General features: G+C 66.4%; 16 protein-coding genes. 12 read left to right on the top strand and 4 right to left on the bottom strand.

All coding sequences use genetic code 11. The annotated features are described in order from the left end of the window. Nucleotides 1-74: 74 nt before the first annotated feature. The 6 genes from AXA74_RS19420 to AXA74_RS19395 are packed head-to-tail and all read left to right on the top strand — an operon-like array spanning nucleotide 75 to nucleotide 5,073. Nucleotides 75-1,178 (top strand): polyamine ABC transporter substrate-binding protein, encoded by a 1,104-nt coding sequence (locus AXA74_RS19420; protein ID WP_032964386.1) that lies wholly within the window; start codon nucleotides 75-77, stop codon nucleotides 1,176-1,178. A gap of 6 nt (nucleotides 1,179-1,184) precedes the next feature. Next, nucleotides 1,185-2,312, top strand: coding sequence for an ABC transporter ATP-binding protein (locus AXA74_RS19415; RefSeq protein WP_032978123.1), 1,128 nt, complete (start codon nucleotides 1,185-1,187; stop codon nucleotides 2,310-2,312). After that, nucleotides 2,309-3,217 (top strand): ABC transporter permease subunit, encoded by a 909-nt coding sequence (locus tag AXA74_RS19410; protein WP_029577317.1) that lies wholly within the window; start codon nucleotides 2,309-2,311, stop codon nucleotides 3,215-3,217. Before AXA74_RS19415 ends, AXA74_RS19410 begins: the two co-directional genes overlap by 4 nt. Continuing rightward, nucleotides 3,214-4,020: an ABC transporter permease subunit gene (locus AXA74_RS19405; RefSeq protein ID WP_029577318.1), complete on the top strand. Its 807-nt coding sequence runs from the start codon at nucleotides 3,214-3,216 to the stop codon at nucleotides 4,018-4,020. Before AXA74_RS19410 ends, AXA74_RS19405 begins: the two co-directional genes overlap by 4 nt. Beyond that, nucleotides 4,017-4,367 (top strand): arsenate reductase, encoded by a 351-nt coding sequence (locus tag AXA74_RS19400; protein WP_029577319.1) that lies wholly within the window; start codon nucleotides 4,017-4,019, stop codon nucleotides 4,365-4,367. Before AXA74_RS19405 ends, AXA74_RS19400 begins: the two co-directional genes overlap by 4 nt. Nucleotide 4,368: 1 nt before the next feature. After that, complete coding sequence (locus tag AXA74_RS19395; RefSeq protein ID WP_032978121.1) at nucleotides 4,369-5,073, top strand: DNA-3-methyladenine glycosylase; 705 nt, start codon at nucleotides 4,369-4,371, stop codon at nucleotides 5,071-5,073. Here AXA74_RS19395 and AXA74_RS19390 read toward each other — a convergent pair whose 3' ends face one another. After that, the gene (locus AXA74_RS19390; RefSeq protein WP_029577321.1) at nucleotides 5,074-5,772 is read right to left on the bottom strand and encodes a PhoP regulatory network YrbL family protein; all 699 of its coding nucleotides are present in this window, start codon (nucleotides 5,770-5,772) and stop codon (nucleotides 5,074-5,076) included. 125 nt (nucleotides 5,773-5,897) lie between these two features. Between AXA74_RS19390 and AXA74_RS19385 the strand changes: the two genes are divergently transcribed. From AXA74_RS19385 to phoU, 4 genes are all read left to right on the top strand, one after another. Continuing rightward, on the top strand, nucleotides 5,898-7,214 hold the full coding sequence (locus AXA74_RS19385; RefSeq protein ID WP_048940219.1) for a DNA recombination protein RmuC: 1,317 nt from the start codon (nucleotides 5,898-5,900) through the stop codon (nucleotides 7,212-7,214). Between the two features lie 31 nt (nucleotides 7,215-7,245). Beyond that, complete coding sequence (locus tag AXA74_RS19380; protein ID WP_032978119.1) at nucleotides 7,246-8,877, top strand: isovaleryl-CoA dehydrogenase; 1,632 nt, start codon at nucleotides 7,246-7,248, stop codon at nucleotides 8,875-8,877. 46 nt (nucleotides 8,878-8,923) lie between these two features. Continuing rightward, entirely contained in the window at nucleotides 8,924-9,598 is a 675-nt protein-coding gene (gene rpiA, locus AXA74_RS19375; protein ID WP_032964388.1) for a ribose-5-phosphate isomerase RpiA, read from the top strand. A 151-nt stretch (nucleotides 9,599-9,749) separates the two neighbouring features. After that, nucleotides 9,750-10,499, top strand: coding sequence for a phosphate signaling complex protein PhoU (gene phoU, locus AXA74_RS19370; RefSeq protein ID WP_029577325.1), 750 nt, complete (start codon nucleotides 9,750-9,752; stop codon nucleotides 10,497-10,499). A 68-nt stretch (nucleotides 10,500-10,567) separates the two neighbouring features. Here phoU and AXA74_RS19365 read toward each other — a convergent pair whose 3' ends face one another. Then, on the bottom strand, nucleotides 10,568-10,840 hold the full coding sequence (locus AXA74_RS19365) for an oxidative damage protection protein (protein ID WP_029577326.1): 273 nt from the start codon (nucleotides 10,838-10,840) through the stop codon (nucleotides 10,568-10,570). Between the two features lie 101 nt (nucleotides 10,841-10,941). Continuing rightward, nucleotides 10,942-12,297 (bottom strand): amino-acid N-acetyltransferase, encoded by a 1,356-nt coding sequence (gene argA, locus AXA74_RS19360; RefSeq protein WP_029577327.1) that lies wholly within the window; start codon nucleotides 12,295-12,297, stop codon nucleotides 10,942-10,944. A gap of 178 nt (nucleotides 12,298-12,475) precedes the next feature. Here argA and hrpA point away from each other — a divergent pair, with 178 nt between their 5' ends. Continuing rightward, nucleotides 12,476-16,366 carry an ATP-dependent RNA helicase HrpA gene (gene hrpA / locus AXA74_RS19355; RefSeq protein ID WP_032955077.1) on the top strand — a complete coding sequence of 1,297 codons (3,891 nt, stop codon included), beginning with the start codon at nucleotides 12,476-12,478 and terminating at the stop codon, nucleotides 16,364-16,366. Nucleotides 16,367-16,396: 30 nt separating this feature from the next. On the opposite strand, the gene lpxO is transcribed toward hrpA, so the two are convergent. Beyond that, entirely contained in the window at nucleotides 16,397-17,296 is a 900-nt protein-coding gene (gene lpxO / locus AXA74_RS19350; protein WP_029577329.1) for a lipid A hydroxylase LpxO, read from the bottom strand. A 139-nt stretch (nucleotides 17,297-17,435) separates the two neighbouring features. Here lpxO and dnaE point away from each other — a divergent pair. Continuing rightward, nucleotides 17,436-20,518, top strand: a 3,083-nt coding sequence (gene dnaE, locus AXA74_RS19345) for a DNA polymerase III subunit alpha (RefSeq protein ID WP_060833249.1), incomplete at its 3' end; no start/stop codon positions are given.

Here is a 20,518-nt window from a genome sequence, read left to right as displayed (position 1 = left end):
GCTTACCAACCCCCCCTTAAAAGGCTTTATTATTTTGCCTTTTGGCAATTCTCGAAATCGGCAAGGGGCTCGCGATGAAAACCTCGGCGGGGATGCGTGTGGCGGTGGGTCTGGCGCTGGTGGCAGCGGCAGCGGCGCCCGCGCTGGCGCAGAACAAGGTCGTCAATGTCTACAACTGGGCGGAATACACGGCGCCCGATACGATTCCGGGTTTCGAACGCGAAACCGGCATCAAGGTGCGCTATGACGTCTACGACAACAACGACACCTTGCAGGCCAAGCTGCTGACCGGCAAGTCCGGCTACGACATCGTCGTGCCGTCGACGCACTATGCGTCGCGCCAGATCGAGGGCGGCCTGTTCCAGAAGCTGGACAAATCCAAGATCCCCAACCTGAAGCATCTCGACCCCGACATCATGGCCCTGGTGGCACAGGTGGATCCGGGCAACCAGTACGCCGTGCCCTGGGGTTATGGCACCAACGGCCTGGGCTACAACGTCACCAAGGTCAAGCAGATCATGGGCGACGACGTGGACCTCGCCAACTGGGACATGCTGTTCAAGCCCGAGAACGCCGCCAAGCTGAAAGAGTGCGGCATCTCCATGCTGGACGAGGCCGCCCAGGTCTTTCCGGCCGTGCTGAAGTACCTGGGCAAGGACCCCAACAGCGACAAGGCCGATGACTACAAGGCCGCGCTCGAGGTCCTCAAGAAAATCCGCCCCTATATCCGGCAGTTCAGCTCCTCGGGCTATATCGATGAGCTGGCCGTGGGCGACCTGTGCATGGTCTACGGCTTCTCGGGCGACGTCATGATCGCGCGCCACCGTGCCCAGGAAGCCAAGAAGCCTTATGAAATCAATTACTTCATTCCGAAGGGCGGGGCGCCGGCCTGGTTCGACCTGATGGTCATTCCCAAGGACGCGCCGCATCCCGATGAGGCGCACGCCTTCATCAACTACATCGAGACGCCGCAGGTGCATGCGGCCATCACCAACACCATGTTCTATCCGAACGCCAACAAGGAGGCGCGCAAATACGTGGTCAAGGAAGTGGCCGACAATCCCATGATCTATCCCTCGGCCGAGGTGTCCAAGTCGCTCTACGTGATCAAGGCCCAGCCCCTGCCCATCCAGCGCCTGCAGACGCGCATGTGGGCCGAACTGAAGTCGGGACGATAAGCCATCATGAGTGAAAGCCGTTACACGGCGCAGCATTCCGGCGATCCGGACGAGTTCGTCAAGATCGTCGATGTGGTCAAGATCTTCGGCGACACCGTCGCGGTGCGCTCGGTCAATCTGGCCGTGCGCCGCAACGAGATCTTCGCGCTTCTGGGCAGTTCGGGCAGCGGCAAATCCACGCTGCTGCGCATGCTGGCCGGCTTCGAGGATGCGACCTCGGGACAGATCCTGCTCGACGGCGAGGACATCACCGGCGTGCCGCCTTACCGGCGGCCCGTGAACATGATGTTCCAGTCGTATGCGCTCTTTCCGCACATGACGGTCGAGGCCAATGTGGCCTTCGGCCTCAAACAGGAAGGCGTGGACCGCGCCGAGATCCACGACCGCGTCTTCGAGGCCCTGGACCTGGTCCAGATGGCGGGCTATGCGCGCCGCAAGCCGCACCAGCTCTCGGGCGGCCAGCAGCAGCGCGTCGCCCTGGCGCGCAGCCTGGTCAAGCGGCCCAAGCTGCTTTTGCTCGACGAGCCCATGTCGGCGCTGGACAAGCAGATCCGCCAGAAGACCCAGATCGAACTGGTCAAGATTCTCGAGCAGGTCGGCGTGACCTGCATCATGGTCACCCACGACCAGGAGGAGGCCATGACCATGGCGCACCGCCTGGCCGTCATGACCGACGGGCAGATTGTCCAATGCGGCACGCCCCAGGAGGTCTACAGCTTCCCGAACTCGCAGTTCGTGGCGGGCTTCATCGGGTCGACCAACCTCTTTACCGGCACCATCGTGGTCGACGAGCCGGACCACGTGGCCATCGAAAGCGAGGAGCTCACGCGGCCGCTGTTCGTCAACCACGGCGTGAGCGAGCCCCTGGGCATGCAGGTGCATGTTTCCATCCGCCCCGAACGCCTGGTGGTCTCGCGCGAGCAGCCCGACGGCGAATACAACTGGGCCCATGGCATGGTGAGCCACATGGCCTGGATGGGCAGCTACGGCCTCTACCAGATCCGCCTGGACTCGGGCAAGATCGTCGAGGCCAGCGTGCCCAGCCTGCAGCTGTCCAACATGGACGCGCCGGGCATAGACGAAGAGATCTTCGTCAGCTGGGACGCCGACAGCGCCACGGTGCTGGCATCATGATCCGGCTGCGTCTGCCTTCGGGACGCAGCCTGGCCATCGTGCCGCCCTTTGTCTGGCTGGTGGTCTTCCTGCTCATTCCCTTCCTGCTGGTCCTGAAGATCAGTTTCGCCGAGTTGCAGTTCGGCATCCCGCCCTACACGCCCTTTGCCGAGTTCAAGGACGAGGCGGTGCAGTTCAGCCTGCACCTGCGCGGCTACATCCTGCTCTTTACCGACAGCCTGTATTTCGCCACCTACCTGAACTCGGTCAAGATGGCGGCCGTCACGACGCTGTGCTGCGTCCTGATCGGCTATCCCATGGCCTATTACATCGCGCGCAGTTCGCCGCGCTACCGCAACCTGCTGCTGCTGGGCGTCATTCTGCCGTTCTGGACCTCGCTGCTGCTGCGCGTCTATGCCTGGGTGGGCATCCTGCGCAACGACGGCCTGCTCAACAAGGTCCTGATGGGCCTGGGCCTGACCGCCGCGCCGCTGGAAATCTACCGCACCGACCTGGCGGTCTATATCGGCATGGTCTATGCCTATCTGCCTTTCTTCATCCTGCCGCTCTACGCCAATCTGGTCAAAATGGACCTGCGCCTGCTTGAGGCGGCCTACGATCTGGGCGCGCGGCCCTGGCAGGCCTTCTGGCGCATCACCGTGCCGCTGTCGCGGCCCGGCGTGATCGCCGGGGCCATGCTGGTCTTCATCCCGGCGGTGGGCGAGTACGTCATTCCGGAGATGCTGGGCGGCGCCGACACGCTCATGATGGGCCGCGTCATGTGGAACGAGTTCTTCAACAACACTGACTGGCCCATGGCCTCGGCCGTGACCTGCGTGATGGTGCTGCTGCTGCTCGTGCCGCTGGCGGTCTTCCAATACAACCAGGTCAAGCAGCAGGAAGCCGCCAACGGAGGCCGCGCATGAAGGGGCCGAACAAGACCTTGCGCAACGCGGCGCTGGGCCTGGGGTATTTCTTCCTCTACGTGCCCATCCTGAGCCTGATGGTGTTCTCGTTCAACGACTCGCCCGTCGTGACCTCCTGGACCGGTTTTTCCTTCCGGTGGTATGGCTCGCTCTTTAACGACGACGCGCTGCTGCGCGCGGCCTGGCTGTCCTTCAAGATCGCCGCGCTCACGGCCACGGCGGCCACCATCATCGGCACCTGGGCCGGCTACGTGCTGGCGCGCATGGGGCGTTTCCGGGGTTTCGGGCTGTACGTGGGCATGCTCAGCGCCCCGCTTGTCATTCCCGAGGTGGTGCTGGGGATTTCGCTGCTGCTGATGTTCGTCGAAATGCGCGGCCACCTGGGCTGGCCGGCGCAGAATGGCATCTTCACCATATGGGTGGGGCATGTGACGCTTTGCATGGCCTTCGTCGCCGTGGTCATCCAGTCGCGCATCCGCGACATGGACCGCTCGCTCGAAGAGGCCGCGCTCGATCTCGGCGCCACCCCCATCAAGGTATTCTTCGCGATCACGCTGCCGCTCATCGCGCCCGCGCTGGCCTCGGCATGGCTGCTGTCCTTCACCCTGTCGCTGGACGACGTGGTGCTGGCGTCCTTCCTGTCCGGCCCGGGGTATTCCACGCTGCCGATGGAAGTGTTCTCGCGCGTGCGCCTGGGTCTCAAGCCCGAGGTCAACGCGCTGGCCACCCTATTCATCCTGGCCGTGGGCACCTGCGTGATCATCGCCAACCGCATGCAAGCCCGCCGGGAGATCCAGACATGACCACGCTTTATGGCCTGAACAAATGCAGCACCTGCGTCAAGGCGCGCGAGTGGCTCAACGACCATGGCGTCAAGCATGCGTTCATCGACTACCGGGACCATCCCGTGCCGGCCGCCACGCTCAAGACCTGGGCCGAGAAGGTCGGCGGCTGGGAAAAACTCGTCAACCGTACCTCGATGACCTGGCGGGCGCTGTCCGACGAGCAGAAGGCGGCCGCCACGCCGGCCCAGTGGACGCGCCTGATCGCCGAGTATCCGGCGCTGGTGCGCCGCCCGGTGACGGTGACCGACGACGGCGAGGTCACCGTGGGCTTTTCCGAAAAGCGCTATACCGAGCGCTTTGCCTGATATGGCGGGCGGCGCTGGCGCCATGGCGCCCCTGCCCGACAGCTTTTTCGACCGCGACGCGGCGACCCTGGCGCGAGATCTGCTGGGCAAGGTCATACGCCGGCGCCTGGGGCCGCTCTGGCTGTCGGCCCGCATCATCGAGACCGAAGCCTATTACCGCGTCGAGAAAGGCAGCCACGCCTCGCTGGGCTATACGCATAAGCGGCGCGCGCTCTTCATGGACGGCGGCACCATCTATATGTATTACGCGCGCGGGGGCGACTCGCTGAACTTCAGCGCCCGCGGCCCCGGCAACGCCGTGCTCATCAAATCGGCCTATCCCTGGCTGGATGCGGTCTCCGGCGAGGCGTCGCTGGCCGCGATGCAGGCCCTCAATCCCGATGCCCGCGGCCAGGCGCGCCCGCGCGAAAAACTCTGCGCCGGCCAGACACTCTTGTGCAGGGCGCTGGACCTGAAGGTGCCGCAATGGGATGCGCGCGGCTTTGATCCGGAGCTGTTCTTCGTGCAGGACGCGGGCCAGCCCGTGCCGAAAATGCTGCGCACGACCCGCCTGGGCATCCCTGCCGGGCGCGATGAGCACCTGCCTTATCGCTTTGTGGACCCGGCCTATGCGGCCTTCTGCACCCGCAATCCCCTGCGCCGCGGCCAGCAGGCCGGACGGGACTATGACTGGATAGACCGCCAGGGCAGGGTGGTGCCGGCCTGATCAGCCGGCTTGCGGGACGGGCAGCTTGGCCCGCATTTCGGCGTATTTCTTCAGGATGCGCCGGCGGTTCAGGCGCCGGCTCCAGGCCTGGAAGGGGATGAGCGGCATGACGCCGAATCCATCCACCAGATACAGCCCATGCTTGCCGTCGGCGTTGTAGCCCACGGCGATATTGCCCGGCGACAGGTCGTGCAGCACGACGTGCGCATCGGCCAGATCCTCGATCAGCCGGTCCAGCTGGCTGGCCAGTTCGCCGGTGTAGCGCCCCTGGCCGGCCAAATCCCGCAACGAGGGCGCCATGCCGCCCTGGGCATCGCGTATCTTCTCGACCAGCAGGCCCAGGCCCAGATTGGTCTGCGCCACGCCCAGCACGCGGGCCAGGGGCAGGCGCCAGACGCCCGAAGGCCGGGTCGCGCTGCTGACATACTCATTGAATTCGTTCAGGTAGACCCGGTAGGCGCCTTCGCGCTGGAATTGCTTGTACCAGCGCTTGAAAGGCCGCTTGGCCAGGTAGATGCCGCGCGCCTGCATATCCATGATCTTGATGAGCAAACAGGAATCATGGGGATGTTCGAAGACGTAACGGTCTCCGCCCTGGGCCAGGACAGCGGCGTGGCTCAGGTCGATGGGACCGAAAACATCATGGAAGTGAGACTCCTCTACCGGAAGGGGAGGGAGGCTTTGCGGTGTTTGAAGCATGCAGCCCGGTTGCCGGCTAATTAGGGACATTTCTTTCCAATCTTATCCTTATGCACCTGAAAGCAAGCTGACGGATTGCTGAAAGATTTTCAACCCGTTGCAAATTCGCCGAAAAACGCTGGGGGATGTGGAGAAATTGCCACGCTGAAGTCCGGCCCCGGTTTTCTATAATCGCTTTTTCGGGAGAGAGGTTCGTGGCGCTACAGGAAATACTGCTTTGGATGGCGGCCGGCGCCGCGGTCGTGGCGGCGCTGCTGGGCCTGTGGGCCGGCCTGCGTCCGTCGGCCAGCCGCGCGCAATTGCAGGGCCTGCACGAGGCGCTGGAAAGAGTCGAGCGCGGCCTGCGCGCCGACCTGGCCGACAGCCAGCGCGAAGGCCGGCGCGAGTCGGCCGAGTCGCTGGCGCGTTTCGGCAGCCAGTTCGGCGAACGCCTGCAAGGCCTGGTGGAAATCAACGACCGCCGCATGCAGGAGATCCGCCAGACCGTCGACCAGCGCCTGCAGACACTGCAGGCCGACAACGGCGCGCGCCTGGAAGAGATGCGGCGCACCGTGGACGAAAAATTGCACGCCACACTGGAGCAGCGCCTGGGCGAATCCTTCCGCCTGGTGTCCGAGCGCCTGGAGGCCGTGCACAAAGGCCTGGGAGAAATGCAGACGCTGGCCGCCGGGGTGGGCGACCTCAAGCGCGTGCTGACCAACGTCAAGTCGCGCGGCACCTGGGGCGAGGTGCAACTGGCGCGCCTGATCGAAGACAGCATGACGGCCGAGCAGTACGCGCGCAACGTCAAGCCAGTGCCTGGCAGCGACGAGATCGTCGAATTCGCCATCCGCCTGCCGGGACGCGGCGCCGATCCGGTGTGGCTGCCCATCGACGCCAAATTCCCCAAGGAGGAGTACGAGCGGCTGCAGGCGGCGCAGGATGCGGCGGACCACGAAGCCGCCCGCGTCGCCGGCGCGGCCCTGGCCCGTGCCGTCGAGGCGCAGGGCCGGTTGATCGCCGGCAAGTATGTCGCCCCGCCGCACACGACGGACTTCGCCATCATGTTCCTGCCCACCGAGGGCCTGTATGCCGAGGTGCTGCGCCAGCCGGGTCTCGTGGACAAGCTGCAGGCCATGCGCGTGAACGTGGCCGGCCCGACCAACCTGGCCGCCCTGCTGAACAGCCTGCAGATGGGATTCCGTACGCTGGCCATCGAGCGGCGTTCCTCCGAGGTCTGGCAGGTGCTGCGCGCCGTCAAGACCGAGTTCGGCAAGTTCGGCGAGTCGCTGGCCAGCGTCAAGAAATCGCTCGAAACGGCCAGCAACAAGATCGGCCATACCGAGACCCGCACGCGGGTCATGCTGCGCAATCTCACCGCCGTCGAGGCGCTGCCCGGCGAGCAGGCCGATCGTCTGCTGGGCGATGAAGCCGATACACTAGGGCCAGCCGCGGAGCGCTAGGTCCAGGCCCGTGGCGGTTCCGGGAGACACCATGCAGCCCTTCGCCACGCATCAAGTCACCAACCAGGTCGGCCCGCTCGAAGACTACTCGCTATTCGACACCGACCCGGCCCTCAAGCAAGCCGTCGCGCGCGCCGGCGTCCCGGCGACGGAACTGGCCGAGCACGGCGCCTGGCTGGGCCGCGCCCAGACGCTGGCCGCGGCGGCCGACGCCAACCGCAACGCCCCCGTGCTGCAGGCCTACGACCCTGGCGGCCACCGCATCGATCATGTCGCCTTCCACCCTGCCTGGGGCCTGCTGATGAGCGGGGCCATGAAGCGCGGCCTGCATTGCCGGCCCTGGGCCCAGCCCGGGCCCGCCGCCCATGTGGCGCGCGCCGCGGGGTTTTTCCTGCAGGGCCAGGTCGAGGCCGGTACGCTTTGTCCCATCACCATGACCCACGCCGCCATCCCCTTGCTCATGCGCGAGCCGGCCGGGGTGGTCGATTACACACGCGACTGGCTGCCCCGGCTGATGGCCCGCGGCTTCGATGGGGCCGATGCGCCCTTGGGCGCCAAGCAGGGCGCCCTGCTTGGCATGGGCCTGACGGAAAAGCAGGGCGGCTCGGATCTTCGGGCCATCACCACCCATGCGCGGCCCCGGGGCTCGCCCGGGCGCGGACAGCCCTATTGGCTGGTCGGTCATAAATGGTTCTTCTCGGTGCCGCAGGCCGATGCGCATCTGGTGCTGGCCCGCACGGACGAAGGTATCAGTTGCTTTTTCACGCCGCGCTGGATCCCCGGTGGGCCGCGCAATGCCATCCGCCTGCGCCGGCTGAAAGACAAGCTGGGCAATCGCAGCAACGCCAGCGCCGAGGTCGAGTTCGAGGACGCCTGGGCGGTGCTGCTGGGCGAGCCGGGAAAGGGGCTGGCCGTGCTGCTGGAGATGGCCGCCACCACGCGGCTGGATTGCGTCCTGGGCAGCGCCGCCCTGCTGCGGCAAGGGCTGGTGCAGGCCATGCACCACGCCCAGCACCGCCAGGCCTTCGGCCAGCGCCTGGCGGCCCAACCCATCATGCGGGCGGTGCTGGCGGACCTGGCCCTGGAGAGCGAGGCCGCCATGCTGCTGGGGCTGCGCCTGGCGCAGGCCATGGACGGCGGCGAGCGCCTCCTGCTGCGGGCGGCGACCCCGGCGGCCAAGTTCTGGGTGTGCAAGCGGGCTATCGCCGCCCTGGGCGAAGCCATGGAGGTGCTGGGCGGCAACGGTTATGTGGAAGAAGGACCCTTGGCGCGGCTCTATCGCGAAGCGCCCGTCAATTCCATCTGGGAGGGGTCGGGCAATGTCATGGCCCTCGATGTGCTGCGCGCGCTGGCCCGCGAGCCGGACGCGCTGGAGGCTTTGCGCCAGGAGCTGACGCTGGCGGGCGGCATGGACGCGCGCTACGACCGGGCCCTGGCGGATTGGCTGGCGCTGGCCCGGCGGCCCGAGGAGGGGCAGGGGCGCGAACTGGCCGGCGGCCTGGCGCGGCTCATGCAGGCCGCGCTCATGCTGCGCCATGCGCCGCAGCCGCTGGGCCAGGCCTTCGCGGCCACCCGCCTGGCCGCAGCGGGCCTGTACGGCGAAAACCTGCCGGCGCCGGCCATCGCGGCCATCCTGGCGCGGGCTTGGCCGGCGATCTGCTAAATTCCCGTCTGCATCTTCCATCCGGCGCATCGCGCCCGCCTTCATCATGCTTACTCAGCAACAGCTCAAACAACAGGCCGCCGACGCGGCCCTCGAATTCGTCGCGCAGGTCGCCGGCCCCGATGTCGTCATCGGCGTGGGCACCGGCTCGACCGCCGACCTCTTCATCGACGGGCTGGCCCGGTTCGCCGGCCGTCTGCGCGGCACGGTCGCCAGTTCCGAGCGCAGCGCCCAGCGCCTGGCCGGTCATGGCCTGCCGGTGTTGGACCTCAACGACGTGCCGTTCATGCCCATCTATGTCGACGGCGCCGACGAAATCGATGCCAACCTGCACATGATCAAGGGCGGCGGCGGCGCGCTGACCCGCGAGAAGATCGTCGCCTCGGTCGCCGAGCGTTTCATCTGCATCGCCGATGAGTCCAAGCTGGTCCAGCGCCTGGGCGTCTTTCCCTTGCCGGTCGAAGTCATTCCCATGGCCCGCGAAGCCGTGGCGCGCAGCCTGGCCGCGCTGGGCGGGCGGCCCAGCCTGCGCGAGGGATTCGTCACGGACAACGGCAATATCATCCTGGACGTGCACGGCCTGGCCATCACGGACGCCCCGGGCCTGGAAGCCCGCGTGAACGATATTCCCGGCGTGGTGACCTGCGGCCTGTTCGCGCTGCACGGCGCCGATGTGGCCCTGCTGGCCACGCAGAACGGCATCCGCCGCCTGGCGCGCTGATTCCGGTTGCCGCCGCCTTGCCCTGGCGGGGGGCGGCATTCATAATCCTGTCACACTCGGGTCATAACCTTGCGGGTCGGCAGGTCCCCCGCGTCATTCGAGCGCCAAAAAGGGGGGCGTAGCCATGAGACCACAATCGCAGGGAGTCCGGATGACGGAGCACACCAACAAACAGTTCGACGCCGACCTGGGCGCCGTCCGTTCGCAGTTTCTGCAAATGGGCGGAGTGGTCGAGGCCATGATCCACGAGGCGATCGAGGCCCTGGCCTCCGGGGATATGTCCCTGGTCGAGAAGGTCCGCGAGCGCGAGAAGGAAGTCAATCGCCACGAGGTCGAGATCGACGAGCGCATCAGCCTGATCCTGGCTCGCCACCAGCCTACCGCCATCGACCTGCGCACGCTGCTGGCCGTCTCCAAGATGCTCACCGACATGGAGCGTTCGGGCGACGAAGCCGAGAAGATCGCCACCGCCGTGCGCCGCATGTACGACAACGCGCAGCACCATATCCCGCTGATCGAGCTGCGCCACATGGCCATCAATGTCGGCAACATGCTGCGCCAGGCGCTGGACGCCTTTGCCCGCCTGGATCCCATCCTCGCCGCGCAGGTCGTGCGCAGCGACAAGGAAGTCGACAAGGAATGGAAGGGCGCCCTGCGGAACCTCATCACCTACATGATGGAAGATCCGCGCACCATCTCGCGTGCCATCGACATGGTGTTCATCGCCCGCGCGCTCGAGCGCATCGGCGACCATGCCAAGAACATGGCCGAGCGCGTGATCTACATGGTCAAGGGCGCCGATGTCCGCCATACCGGCGTGAAGAACACCGAACGCCTGGCCCGAGGCGAAGAAGCCGAGGCCAAGCCGGCGGGGGCGACGAACGAGCAAGAAGCCGGCTGAAGCCCGAGGCCAGCCGCTGCGAGCCCGGCCCTGCGCCGGGCTTTTTTTCGGACAGGGCGGGCCGGCGATCAGGCCGACGGCGGGACGTAGCCCTGGGCTTCGACCGTGCCGTCTTCGAACAGGAAGCGTTCCATCTGCTGCTGCAGATACTTGCGGGCGCGGGCGTCGGCCAGGTTCAGGCGGTTTTCATTGACCAGCCGGGTCTGGACCTGCTTCCATTCTTCCCAGGCTTCCTTGGAGACTTCGCGCCAGATGCGCGCGCCCAGCTCGCCGGGATAAGGCGGGAAGTCCAGGCCTTCGGCTTCGCGCTTGAGTTTCACACAGTTGACGGTACGGGCCATTTTTCTGCTGCCGATGAGTTTCGAATGGCCCATTTTAACGGCCTTGGCCGGCCATGCGGCGCCGATAGACCCTGCGCGGCGCAGGGTCTATCCGGCGGGGCTCAGAGCTTCTTGATGAAGATGAGGCTATTGCGCGAGCGGTTGTAGTGCTGCTGTTTATCCAGCGGCAGGTCGGCGATGCCGCATTGCACGAAGCCACGCTTCATGAACCAATGGGAGGTCCGCGTGGTGAGCACGAACAACCGCTTCAGGCCCAGGGCGCGGGCGCGCGATTCCATGTGGCGCAGCAGAATCTCGCCTTCGCCCGAGCCTTGCCATTCCGGATGGACGATCAGGCAGGCCATCTCGGCCATGCTGTCTTCCGGGTAGGGGTAGAGGGCGGCGCAGCCATAGATCACGCCGTCATGCTCCAGCACCGTGAAATGCTCCACGTCGCGCTCGATCACGCCGCGCGGGCGGGCCACCAGCGTGCCGTCGGCTTCCAGCGGCTCGATCAGGCTGAGGATGGCGCCGACATCGTCCAGGGTGGCCGGGCGCAGGTCGTCCAGGGTGTCCTCGACCACCATGGTGCCCACGCCGTCGTGCGTGAAGATCTCCAGCAGCACGCTGCCGTCCAGGCTGTAGGGCACCACATGGGCGCGGGCCACGCCGCGCTTGACCGCCAGCGAGGCATGGCGCAGGAAGAAAGCCGTGTCTTCGTCCAGCTGGCCGGCGGCCAGCAGCGCATCGGCATCCACGCGCGCCAGCTCGGTGTCCACCGAGCCGTCGTCGTTGAGCACCCCTGCCGAACTTGACAGGAAAATGAGTTTCTCGGCCCGCAAGGCCACGGCCACGCTGGTGGCCAGGTCTTCCATGGCGAGGTTGAAGGCCTCGCCGGTGGGCGAGAAGCCCAGCGGCGAGAGCAGCACGATGGAGCCGCTCTCGATGGCGAACTTCAGCGCATCGACATCGATCTTGCGCACATGGCCGGTGTGTTTGTAGTCCACGCCATCGAGCACCCCGGCCGGCCGGGCCGTGACGAAATTGCCGGAGATCACGCGCACATGCGAGTTGGACATGGGCGTATTGGGCAGCCCCTGGCTGAAGGCGGCTTCGATGTCCAGGCGGATTTCGCCGGCAGCTTCCTTGGCGCATTCCAGCGCGGCGGCATCGGTGGGCTCCATGCCGCGGCCGAATTGCTGCGTGTAGCCCTTCAGGCGCAGCTGTTCATTGACCTGCGGGCGCGACCCATGGACCAGCACCAGGTGGATGCCCAGCGCCGACAGCAGCGACAGGTCCTGCACCAGCGTGTTCAGCGCGCCGGCCTGCACCAGCTCGCCGCCGAAAGCCACCACAAAAGTCTTGCCTCGGAAGGCATGCACATAAGGCGCCACCTCTCGGAACCATCGCACGAACTGCGCGGGGGCGAATTCGGGCGCTTCAAGGGCTGAGACGGTGTCGGCTTCCAGGTCGGGCATGATGGGGGATATGCGGTCAGGTAAAGGTATCGGCGCACCGCGTGGCGGTGTGGCAGGCCGCCGGGGCGGCTGCTGAAATTATAGGGCCGCGCCCGGCTGCGAGGGGCGCCGGAAAAGACCGCCCGCGCGCCAGGGCCGCGCGGCAAATTTATAATGCCGGCTCAAAGGATCCCGACACATGCCAGAAACGCCCCGTCCGGCCGCCGCGCGCCGGCCCGCGCCCAGGCCCGACCGCCCGGAACGCGCCGACCGCCCCGAACGACCCATCCCCGTCATCACCTACCCGGAAGACCTGCCCGTCAGCGCGCGGCGCCAGGAGATCGCGCGCGCCATCGCCGCCCATCAGGTGGTGATCGTCAGCGGCGAAACCGGCTCGGGCAAGACCACCCAGCTGCCCAAGATCTGCCTGGAGCTCGGGCGCGGCCGCCGCGCCATGATCGGCCATACCCAGCCCCGGCGGCTGGCGGCCACGTCCGTGGCCAAGCGCATCGCCGAGGAACTCAACACCCCCATGGGCGAGGTGGTGGGCTACCAAGTGCGCTTCAATGACCGCACCGGGCCCAATGCCGCCATCAAGCTGATGACCGATGGCATCCTGCTGGCCGAGTCGCAGCGCGATCCGCTGCTCAAGCGCTATGACACCATCATCATCGACGAGGCGCATGAGCGCAGCCTGAACATCGACTTCCTGCTGGGCTACCTGCGGCAGTTGCTGCCGCGCCGCCCCGACCTGAAGGTGGTCATCACTTCGGCCACGATCGACGCCGAACGCTTTGCCCGGCACTTCGCCGACGCGCAGGACAGGCCCGCGCCGGTCATCGAAGTGTCCGGCCGTCTTTATCCGGTCGAAGTCCGTTACCGCCCGGTGCAGCCGCCCCAGACCGACGAAGCGGCCAGCGCGCCGGCCCGCCCCGGGCGCGAACGCCTGGCCGGCGACGAAGAGCGCGACCTGGTCGATGCCATCGTCGACGCGGTGGACGAATGCGCCCGCCACGGTCCGGGCGATGTGCTGGTCTTCCTGCCCGGCGAGCGCGAGATCCGCGAATCCGCCGAAGCCTTGCGCAAGCGCCATCCCGTGGGCACCGAGATCCTGCCGCTGTATGCGCGCCTGTCGCAGGCCGAGCAGGAACAGATCTTCCACCCCCGGGGCAACAGCCGCCGTGTCGTGCTGGCGACCAATGTGGCCGAAACCTCGCTGACCGTGCCGGGCATACGCTTCGTGGTCGACAGCGGCCTGGCGCGCATCAAGCGCTACTCTTGGCGCAACAAGGTCGAGCAGTTGCGCATCGAGCCTATCAGCCGCGCCTCGGCCAATCAGCGCGCCGGCCGCTGCGGCCGCGTCGGGCCGGGCGTGTGCATCCGGCTCTATGACGAGACGGACTTCAACGCGCGCGCGCCGTTCACCGACCCCGAAGTGCTGCGTTCCTCGCTGGCCTCGGTCATCCTGCGCATGAAGGCGCTCAAGCTCGACGATATCGAGCAATTCCCCTTCGTGGAGGCGCCTCCCGGGCGCGCGGTGGCCGACGGCTACCACCTGCTGCAGGAACTCGGCGCCATCGAGATGTCCGAGGACGAGGGCGAAGGCGGCAAGCGCCTGTTCACCCTCACGCGCATCGGCCAGGACCTGGCGCGCTTGCCGGTCGACCCGCGCATCGGGCGCATGATCCTGGCCGCCCGCGAGCAGCAATGCCTCAGCGAGATGCTCATCATCGCCGCCGCGCTGTCGGTCCAAGACCCGCGCGACCGTCCCATGCAGGAGCGCGAAGCCTCCGAGGCCGCGCACGCCAAGTTCGCCGACGACAAATCCGAGTTCCTGTCCTTCCTGAAGCTCTGGCGCTGGTACGGCGAGCAGGTCCAGCACAAGGCCTCGCAGCGCAAGCTGGTGGCCTTGTTGCGCCAGAACTTCCTCTCGCCCATCCGCCTGCGCGAATGGCACGACGTGCACACCCAGCTGGCCGCGCTGGTGGGCGAGCAGGGCTGGCGCCTGAACCAGAGCGATGCCACCTATGAGCAGCTGCACCTGGCGCTCTTGACCGGCCTGCTGGGCAATATCGGCTTCAAGAGCGAAGAGGGCGGCAACTACCTGGGCGCGCGCGACATCCGTTTCCACATCCATCCCGGGTCGCGGCTGGCCAAGAAGGCCGGCCGCTGGGTCATGGCGGCCGAACTGGTCGAGACCACCCGGCTATACGCGCGCTGCGTGGCCCGCATCGAGCCGGTCTGGATCGAGCGCGTGGCCGCCCATCTGCTACGCCGCAACTGGTCCGATCCGCGCTGGGAGAAAAAGGCCGGGCAGGTCGTGGCCAACGAGCGCGCCACGCTCTACGGCCTGGCGATCTACAGCGGCCGCCGCGTGCAATACGGCCGCATCAACCCCGAGCATGCGCGCGAGCTTTTCATCCGCCAGGCCCTGGTGCCGGGCGAGATCGATACGCGCCTGGCCTTCGTGGCCCACAACCGCAAGCTCATCGCCGGCATCGAGAAGCTCGAGCACCAGGCCCGCCGCCCGGACATCCTGGTCGATGATGAGCTGATCTACGCTTTCTATGACCGCCAGATCCCGGCCGGCATGTCGCAGACCGCCACCCTCGAAAAGTGGGTCGGCGGGCTGGACAAAGAGACAGCCGCGCGGCTGATGCTCACCCGCGAAGAGCTGATGCGGCACGAGGCCGCCGGCGTGACCACCGACGTCTTTCCCAAGAAGGTCGAGTGGCAGGGCGTGAGCATGGCCCTGGACTACCACTTCGAGCCGGGCTCGCCGCGCGACGGTGTGACGCTGTCGGTGCCGCTGTTCGCCCTGAACCAGATCGACGCCCAGCGCTGCGAATGGCTGGTGCCCGGCATGCTCAAGGAAAAAGTGCATCTGCTGCTGAAATCGCTGCCGCAGAAGCTGCGCCGCCATTGCGTGCCGCTGCCCGACTACGCGGCGGGCTTCTATGACCGCTGGTTCGAGCGCGCCGCCGATCCCGGCATGGGCCTGGTCGAGGCGCTGATCGAGGATATGTGGAAACAGGTGCAGGTGCGTCCGATCGCCAGCGATTTCAAGCTGGAGACCCTGCCGGCCCACCTCTTCATGAACTTCAAGGTGGTGGACGAGCATGGCCGCATGCTGGCGGCCGGCCGCAATCTTGCCCAGCTCAAGGCCGACCTGGGCAAGCAGGCCCAGGCGACCTTCCAGCAGCTGGCCGCGCGCGACAGCGAGGTGGCCCAGGCGCTGGCGCACGAGAACCTCACCGCCTGGACCTTCGGCCCCTTGCCGGAGATCATGGAAATCCGGCGCGGCGGCCAGTCCGTCATCGGCTATCCGGCTCTGGTGGACCGGGGCGGGCATTGCGACCTGGACGTCTTCGACGACCCGGACGAGGCGCGGCGCCACCACCGGGCCGGCCTGCTGCGTCTGTTCCGCATCGGGCTGCGCGAGCAGGTCAAGTTCCTGGAAAAGAACCTGACCGACCTCACCAAGATGAGCATGTTCTACATGACCCTGGGCACGCAGGACGAGCTGAGGGACCAGATCATCGATTGCGCGCTGGCCCAGGCCTGCCTGGGCGATCCCTGGCCGGTCAATGAGCAGCAGTTCGAGGCCCGGCGCCAGGACGGCAAGGGCCGGCTCGGCCTGCTGGCCCAGGAGGTGGCGCGCCTGTCCATGGCTATCCTGACCGAGTATGCCGCCCTGCAGCGCAAGCTGCCCCAGGCCAAGCCGCACGCGGCCGCCTATGCCGACCTGCAGCAGCAGATCGGCGCGCTCATGCCCAAGTGGTTCGTGCGCGACATTCCCTATGCCCAGCTGGCGCACTACCCACGCTACCTGAAGGCCGCGGTCGCCCGCATCGACAAACTGCGCGCCGATCCGGCCCGCGATGCGCGCCTGGTCGCCGAGATGGCGCCGCTCCTGACGCAGTACCAGCGTGCCCGCGCGGCGCTCAAGGGCGCGCCCGACCCGCGCCTGGACGAATTCCGCTGGCTGCTCGAAGAGCTGCGCGTGGCGCTCTTCGCCCAGGAACTGCGCACGCCCATGCCGGTGTCGGTCAAGCGCCTGATGAAAACCTGGGAAGCCATGCGGCGCTAGGCCGCCGGACCGCGGGCCTGCCCCGCGGGCTTACCAGGCCAGGAAGGCCAGCACGACCAGGGCGATCAAGCCCCATTTCGTTGCCTTGTAGGCGGTCTTGTTCCAGGCCTTGAACTGCTTGCGCTTCTGGTCGAATTTCCAGTGCGCATGGGTGAGCTTGTTGATGGCGCCGGTCTGGTCGCCGGCGTCATTGGGCGAACTGGCCGCCGACATGACCTTGCGGCCAAACCAGCGGTTGAAGGCCTCGGCCCAGCGCCATTTCAGGGGGCGCTCGACGTCGCAGAACAGAATGATGCGGTTGGCTTCGCTCTTGTTGTGCGCCTCGTGCACATAGGTTTCGTCGAACACCACGCTCTCGCCGTCGCGCCAGCTGTAGGAATCGCCGTCGACCACGATGTAGCAGCGGTCGTCGTTGGGGGTGGCCAGGCCCAGATGGTAGCGCAGCGACCCGGCGAAAGGGTCGCGGTGGGCGTTGAGCTTGCCGCCCGGCGGCAGCTCGGCGAACATGGCGGCCTTCACCTTGGGCAACCCCTTGAGCAAGGCCACCGTCCGGGGGCAGAGCTCCTCGGCCGAGGGATGGCGGGCGTCATACCACTTCAGGTAGAAACGTTTCCAGCCATACTTGAAGAAAGAATTGAAACCGATGTCGTCGTGCTTCTCGGCGGCCCGGATGCGCTGCAGCTCGGCCATCTTCAGGGCTTCGTCGCGGATCATTTCCCAGTTGTCGTCCAGGACCTGGAGTTCGGGGATCTCACGGCTGGTGAGATAAGGCGTGGTCGGCACGCGCGAGCACAGCACCATGAAGGCGTTGACCGGCGCCAGGATGACGGAGTGATCCAGGAACTGGCGCGACAGCGACAGACGCACGCGGCCACGGAAATGTGCGAACAGGATGGAAGCCAGCCAGAGGCCGGGAAGCAGCCATTTCATTTGGGGACGGATAGTCTAGCGAAGTGATGGATGGGATTGTCCCATATCCCGCCCGCCGGGTGCTTTGACAAATCTCCATCGCGCGCAAAGCGGGAGCCGGCAAGGCCGCCGGGCAGGCCTGCCCGGGTACAATCGGGCCATGTCCGAAGCCGTAACAAACCCGCCCCCTTTTGTACACCTGCGCGTTCACTCCGAGTTTTCGGTCGTGGACGGGATCGTGCGTATTTCCGATCTCATCAAGCGCGTGGCCAAGCTCGGCCAGCCCGCGGTCGCCCTGACGGATCTGTCGAATATTTTCGGCCTGATCAAGTTCTACAAGAGCGCCCGGGGCGCCGGGATCAAGCCCATCGCCGGCTGCGATGTGTGGCTGAGCAACGACGAGGACCGTGACAAGCCCTTCCGCGCCCTCATCCTGGTGCGCAACCACAAGGGCTATCTCAACCTGTGCGAGCTGCTGTCGCAGTCTTTCCTGGTCAATCAGTACAAGGGCCGGGCCGAATTGCGGCGCGAATGGCTCGAGGGCCAGGAGGGCCTGATCGTCCTGTCGGGCGGCCGGGCCGGCGATATCGGCCATGCGCTGGAGGCAGGCAATACCGCGGGCGCCCTGGCGCTGGCGCGGCAATGGGGGGCGATGTTCCCCGGCGCCTTCTATATCGAATTGCAGCGCGCCGGCATGGACGGCGACGAAGCCTATACCCAGGCCGCGATGCGGCTGGCCGCCGAGGCCGGGTTGCCCGTGGTGGCGACCCATCCGGTGCAATTCCTGGACCGCGAAGAATTCCAGGCCCACGAAGCGCGCGTGTGTATCGCCGAGGGCGAGATCCTGGCCGATCCGCGCCGCGTCAAGCGCTTCACGCCCCAGCAATACCTGCAAAGCTCGGAGGAGATGCACAAGCGCTTCGCCGATGTGCCCTCGGCGCTTGCCAACACGGTGGAGATCGCCAAGCGCTGCAATCTCTCGCTGGTGCTGGGCAAGCCGCGCCTGCCCATCTTCCCGACGCCTGACGGCGTGTCGCTGGATGACTACCTCGTGCAGCTGTCCGAGGAGGGCCTCGAAAAGCGCCTGGCGTTTCTCTATCCCGATCCGGCCGAGCGCGACCGACAGCGCGACAGCTACTACGAACGCCTGCGCTGGGAGTGCAAGACCATCATCCAGATGGGCTTCCCGGGTTACTTCCTCATCGTGCAGGACTTCATTAACTGGGGCAAGAACAACGGCGTGCCGGTCGGACCGGGCCGGGGGTCGGGCGCCGGCTCGCTGGTCGCCTACGCCCTGGGCATCACCGACCTGGACCCGATCCGCTATGACCTGCTGTTCGAGCGCTTCCTGAATCCGGAGCGGGTGTCCATGCCCGACTTCGATATCGATTTCTGCCAGGACAACCGCGAACGGGTCATCGAGTACGTCAAGACCAAGTACGGCCGCGCGGCCGTGAGCCAGATCGCCACCTTCGGCACCCTGGGCGCCAAGGCCGTGGTGCGCGATGCCGGCCGGGTGCTGGACATGCCCTATATGTTCTGCGACGGCCTGTCCAAGCTCATCCCCTTCAATCCGGCCGACCCCTGGACGCTGGAGCGCACCCTCAAGGATGAGCCGGCCTTCAAAGAACGCTACGACCAGGAAGAAGAAGTCCGGGCGCTCGTGGACCTGGCCCGGCCGCTCGAGGGCCTGACCCGCAACATCGGCATGCACGCCGGCGGCGTGCTCATCGCGCCGGGCAAGCTGACCGACTTCTGCCCGCTGTATTGCCAGCCCGGCCAGGAAAACAGCGCGGTCTCGCAGTTCGACAAGGATGACGTCGAAGCCGCCGGGCTGGTGAAGTTCGACTTCCTTGGCCTGCGCAACCTGACCATCCTGGATTGGGCGGTGCGCTATGTGCGCCAGTTCAACGCCGACAAGCGCGACTTCGACATCATGGCGCTGTCGCTGGACGATCCGGCGGCCTACAAGGTGCTGTGCGACGCCAACACCACCGCCGTGTTCCAGCTGGAATCGCGCGGCATGAAAGAGCTGCTCAAGAAGCTGCGGCCCAATACCTTCGAAGACATCATCGCCATGCTGGCCCTGTATCGTCCGGGCCCGCTCGAATCCGGCATGGTGGACGACTTCGTCAACCGCAAGCACGGCCGCGCCGCGGTCGACTACTTCCACCCGGACCTGGAAGCCACGCTCAAGAGCACCTACGGGGTCATCGTCTACCAAGAACAGGTGATGCTGATCTCGCAGATCATCGGGGGTTATTCGCTGGGCGGCGCCGACCTCCTGCGCCGCGCCATGGGCAAGAAAAAACCCGAGGAGATGGCCAAGCACCGCGAGCTCTTCCAAAAGGGCGCGCAAGAAAAAGGCCATGACCCGGACCTGGCGGTCAAGCTGTTCGACCTGATGGAAAAATTCGCCGGCTACGGCTTCAACAAGTCGCACTCGGCCGCCTATGCCCTCATTGCCTACCAGACGGCCTGGCTCAAGGCCTACCATCCGGCCGAGTTCCTGGCCGCCACCTTGTCCTCCGATATGGACGACACCGACAAGGTGCAGATCTTCTGCCGCGACGCGCAGGACAATGGCGTGGAAGTCCTGCCGCCCGACGTCAATGCCTCCGGCTACCGCTTCGCGCCCGTCGAGGATGCGCATACGGCCCGCGGCAAGCCGCCGCGCACCATGCGCTACGGCCTGGGGGCCGTCAAGGGCACGGGGCAGGGCGCGGTCGAGGAGATCCTGCGCGCCCGCGAAGAGGGCGGTCCTTTCGCCAATCTCTTCGATTTCTGTCGCCGCGTCAGCAAGCACGCGGTCAACCGCCGCACGATCGAGGCCCTGATCCGCGCGGGCGCCTTCGACACCATCGAACCCAATCGGGCCGCCATGCTGGCCTCGGTGGGCACCGCCATGGAAGCCGCCGAGCAGGCCGCGCGCAGCGCCAACCAGGCCTCGCTGTTCGGCGACGACAGCGGCGATGTGGTGGCCGGCGAACTGGCCAAGGTCGCGCCCTGGAATCTGCACACCCGCCTGACCGAAGAAAAGGCCGCCCTGGGCTATTACTTCAGCGGCCATCTCTTCGACGCTTGGCGCGACGAGGTCCGCCGCATCGTGCCCATGCCGCTGGCGCGCATCGAGCCGCAGCGCGACCTGCAATGGATGTGCGGCGTGCTGGCCAGCGTGCGCGTCATGATGACCCGGCGCGGCAAAATGGTGTTTGCCGTGCTCGATGACGGCACGGCCCAGGT

This window comes from Bordetella hinzii LMG 13501 (assembly GCF_001548475.1).
GTDB classification, from domain to species: Bacteria; Pseudomonadota; Gammaproteobacteria; order Burkholderiales; family Burkholderiaceae_B; genus Bordetella; species Bordetella hinzii.
Note: the sequence above shows the minus strand (reverse complement) of the source record. Positions and strands in the feature narration are given on the sequence as shown.

Bases quoted from the DNA above. Each gene is read 5' to 3' on its own strand.
- AXA74_RS19390 (WP_029577321.1), bottom strand. From the start codon at position 5,772: ATGCTTCAAACACCGCAAAGCCTCCCTCCCCTTCCGGTAGAGGAGTCT.
- AXA74_RS19405 (WP_029577318.1), top strand. From the start codon at position 3,214: ATGAAGGGGCCGAACAAGACCTTGCGCAACGCGGCGCTGGGCCTGGGG.
- hrpA (WP_032955077.1), top strand. From the start codon at position 12,476: ATGCCAGAAACGCCCCGTCCGGCCGCCGCGCGCCGGCCCGCGCCCAGG.
- lpxO (WP_029577329.1), bottom strand. From the start codon at position 17,296: ATGAAATGGCTGCTTCCCGGCCTCTGGCTGGCTTCCATCCTGTTCGCA.
- AXA74_RS19380 (WP_032978119.1), top strand. From the start codon at position 7,246: ATGCAGCCCTTCGCCACGCATCAAGTCACCAACCAGGTCGGCCCGCTC.
- AXA74_RS19420 (WP_032964386.1), top strand. From the start codon at position 75: ATGAAAACCTCGGCGGGGATGCGTGTGGCGGTGGGTCTGGCGCTGGTG.
- phoU (WP_029577325.1), top strand. From the start codon at position 9,750: ATGACGGAGCACACCAACAAACAGTTCGACGCCGACCTGGGCGCCGTC.
- AXA74_RS19415 (WP_032978123.1), top strand. From the start codon at position 1,185: ATGAGTGAAAGCCGTTACACGGCGCAGCATTCCGGCGATCCGGACGAG.
- AXA74_RS19365 (WP_029577326.1), bottom strand. From the start codon at position 10,840: ATGGCCCGTACCGTCAACTGTGTGAAACTCAAGCGCGAAGCCGAAGGC.
- AXA74_RS19400 (WP_029577319.1), top strand. From the start codon at position 4,017: ATGACCACGCTTTATGGCCTGAACAAATGCAGCACCTGCGTCAAGGCG.
- AXA74_RS19395 (WP_032978121.1), top strand. From the start codon at position 4,369: ATGGCGGGCGGCGCTGGCGCCATGGCGCCCCTGCCCGACAGCTTTTTC.
- rpiA (WP_032964388.1), top strand. From the start codon at position 8,924: ATGCTTACTCAGCAACAGCTCAAACAACAGGCCGCCGACGCGGCCCTC.
- AXA74_RS19410 (WP_029577317.1), top strand. From the start codon at position 2,309: ATGATCCGGCTGCGTCTGCCTTCGGGACGCAGCCTGGCCATCGTGCCG.
- argA (WP_029577327.1), bottom strand. From the start codon at position 12,297: ATGCCCGACCTGGAAGCCGACACCGTCTCAGCCCTTGAAGCGCCCGAA.
- AXA74_RS19385 (WP_048940219.1), top strand. From the start codon at position 5,898: ATGTGGAGAAATTGCCACGCTGAAGTCCGGCCCCGGTTTTCTATAATC.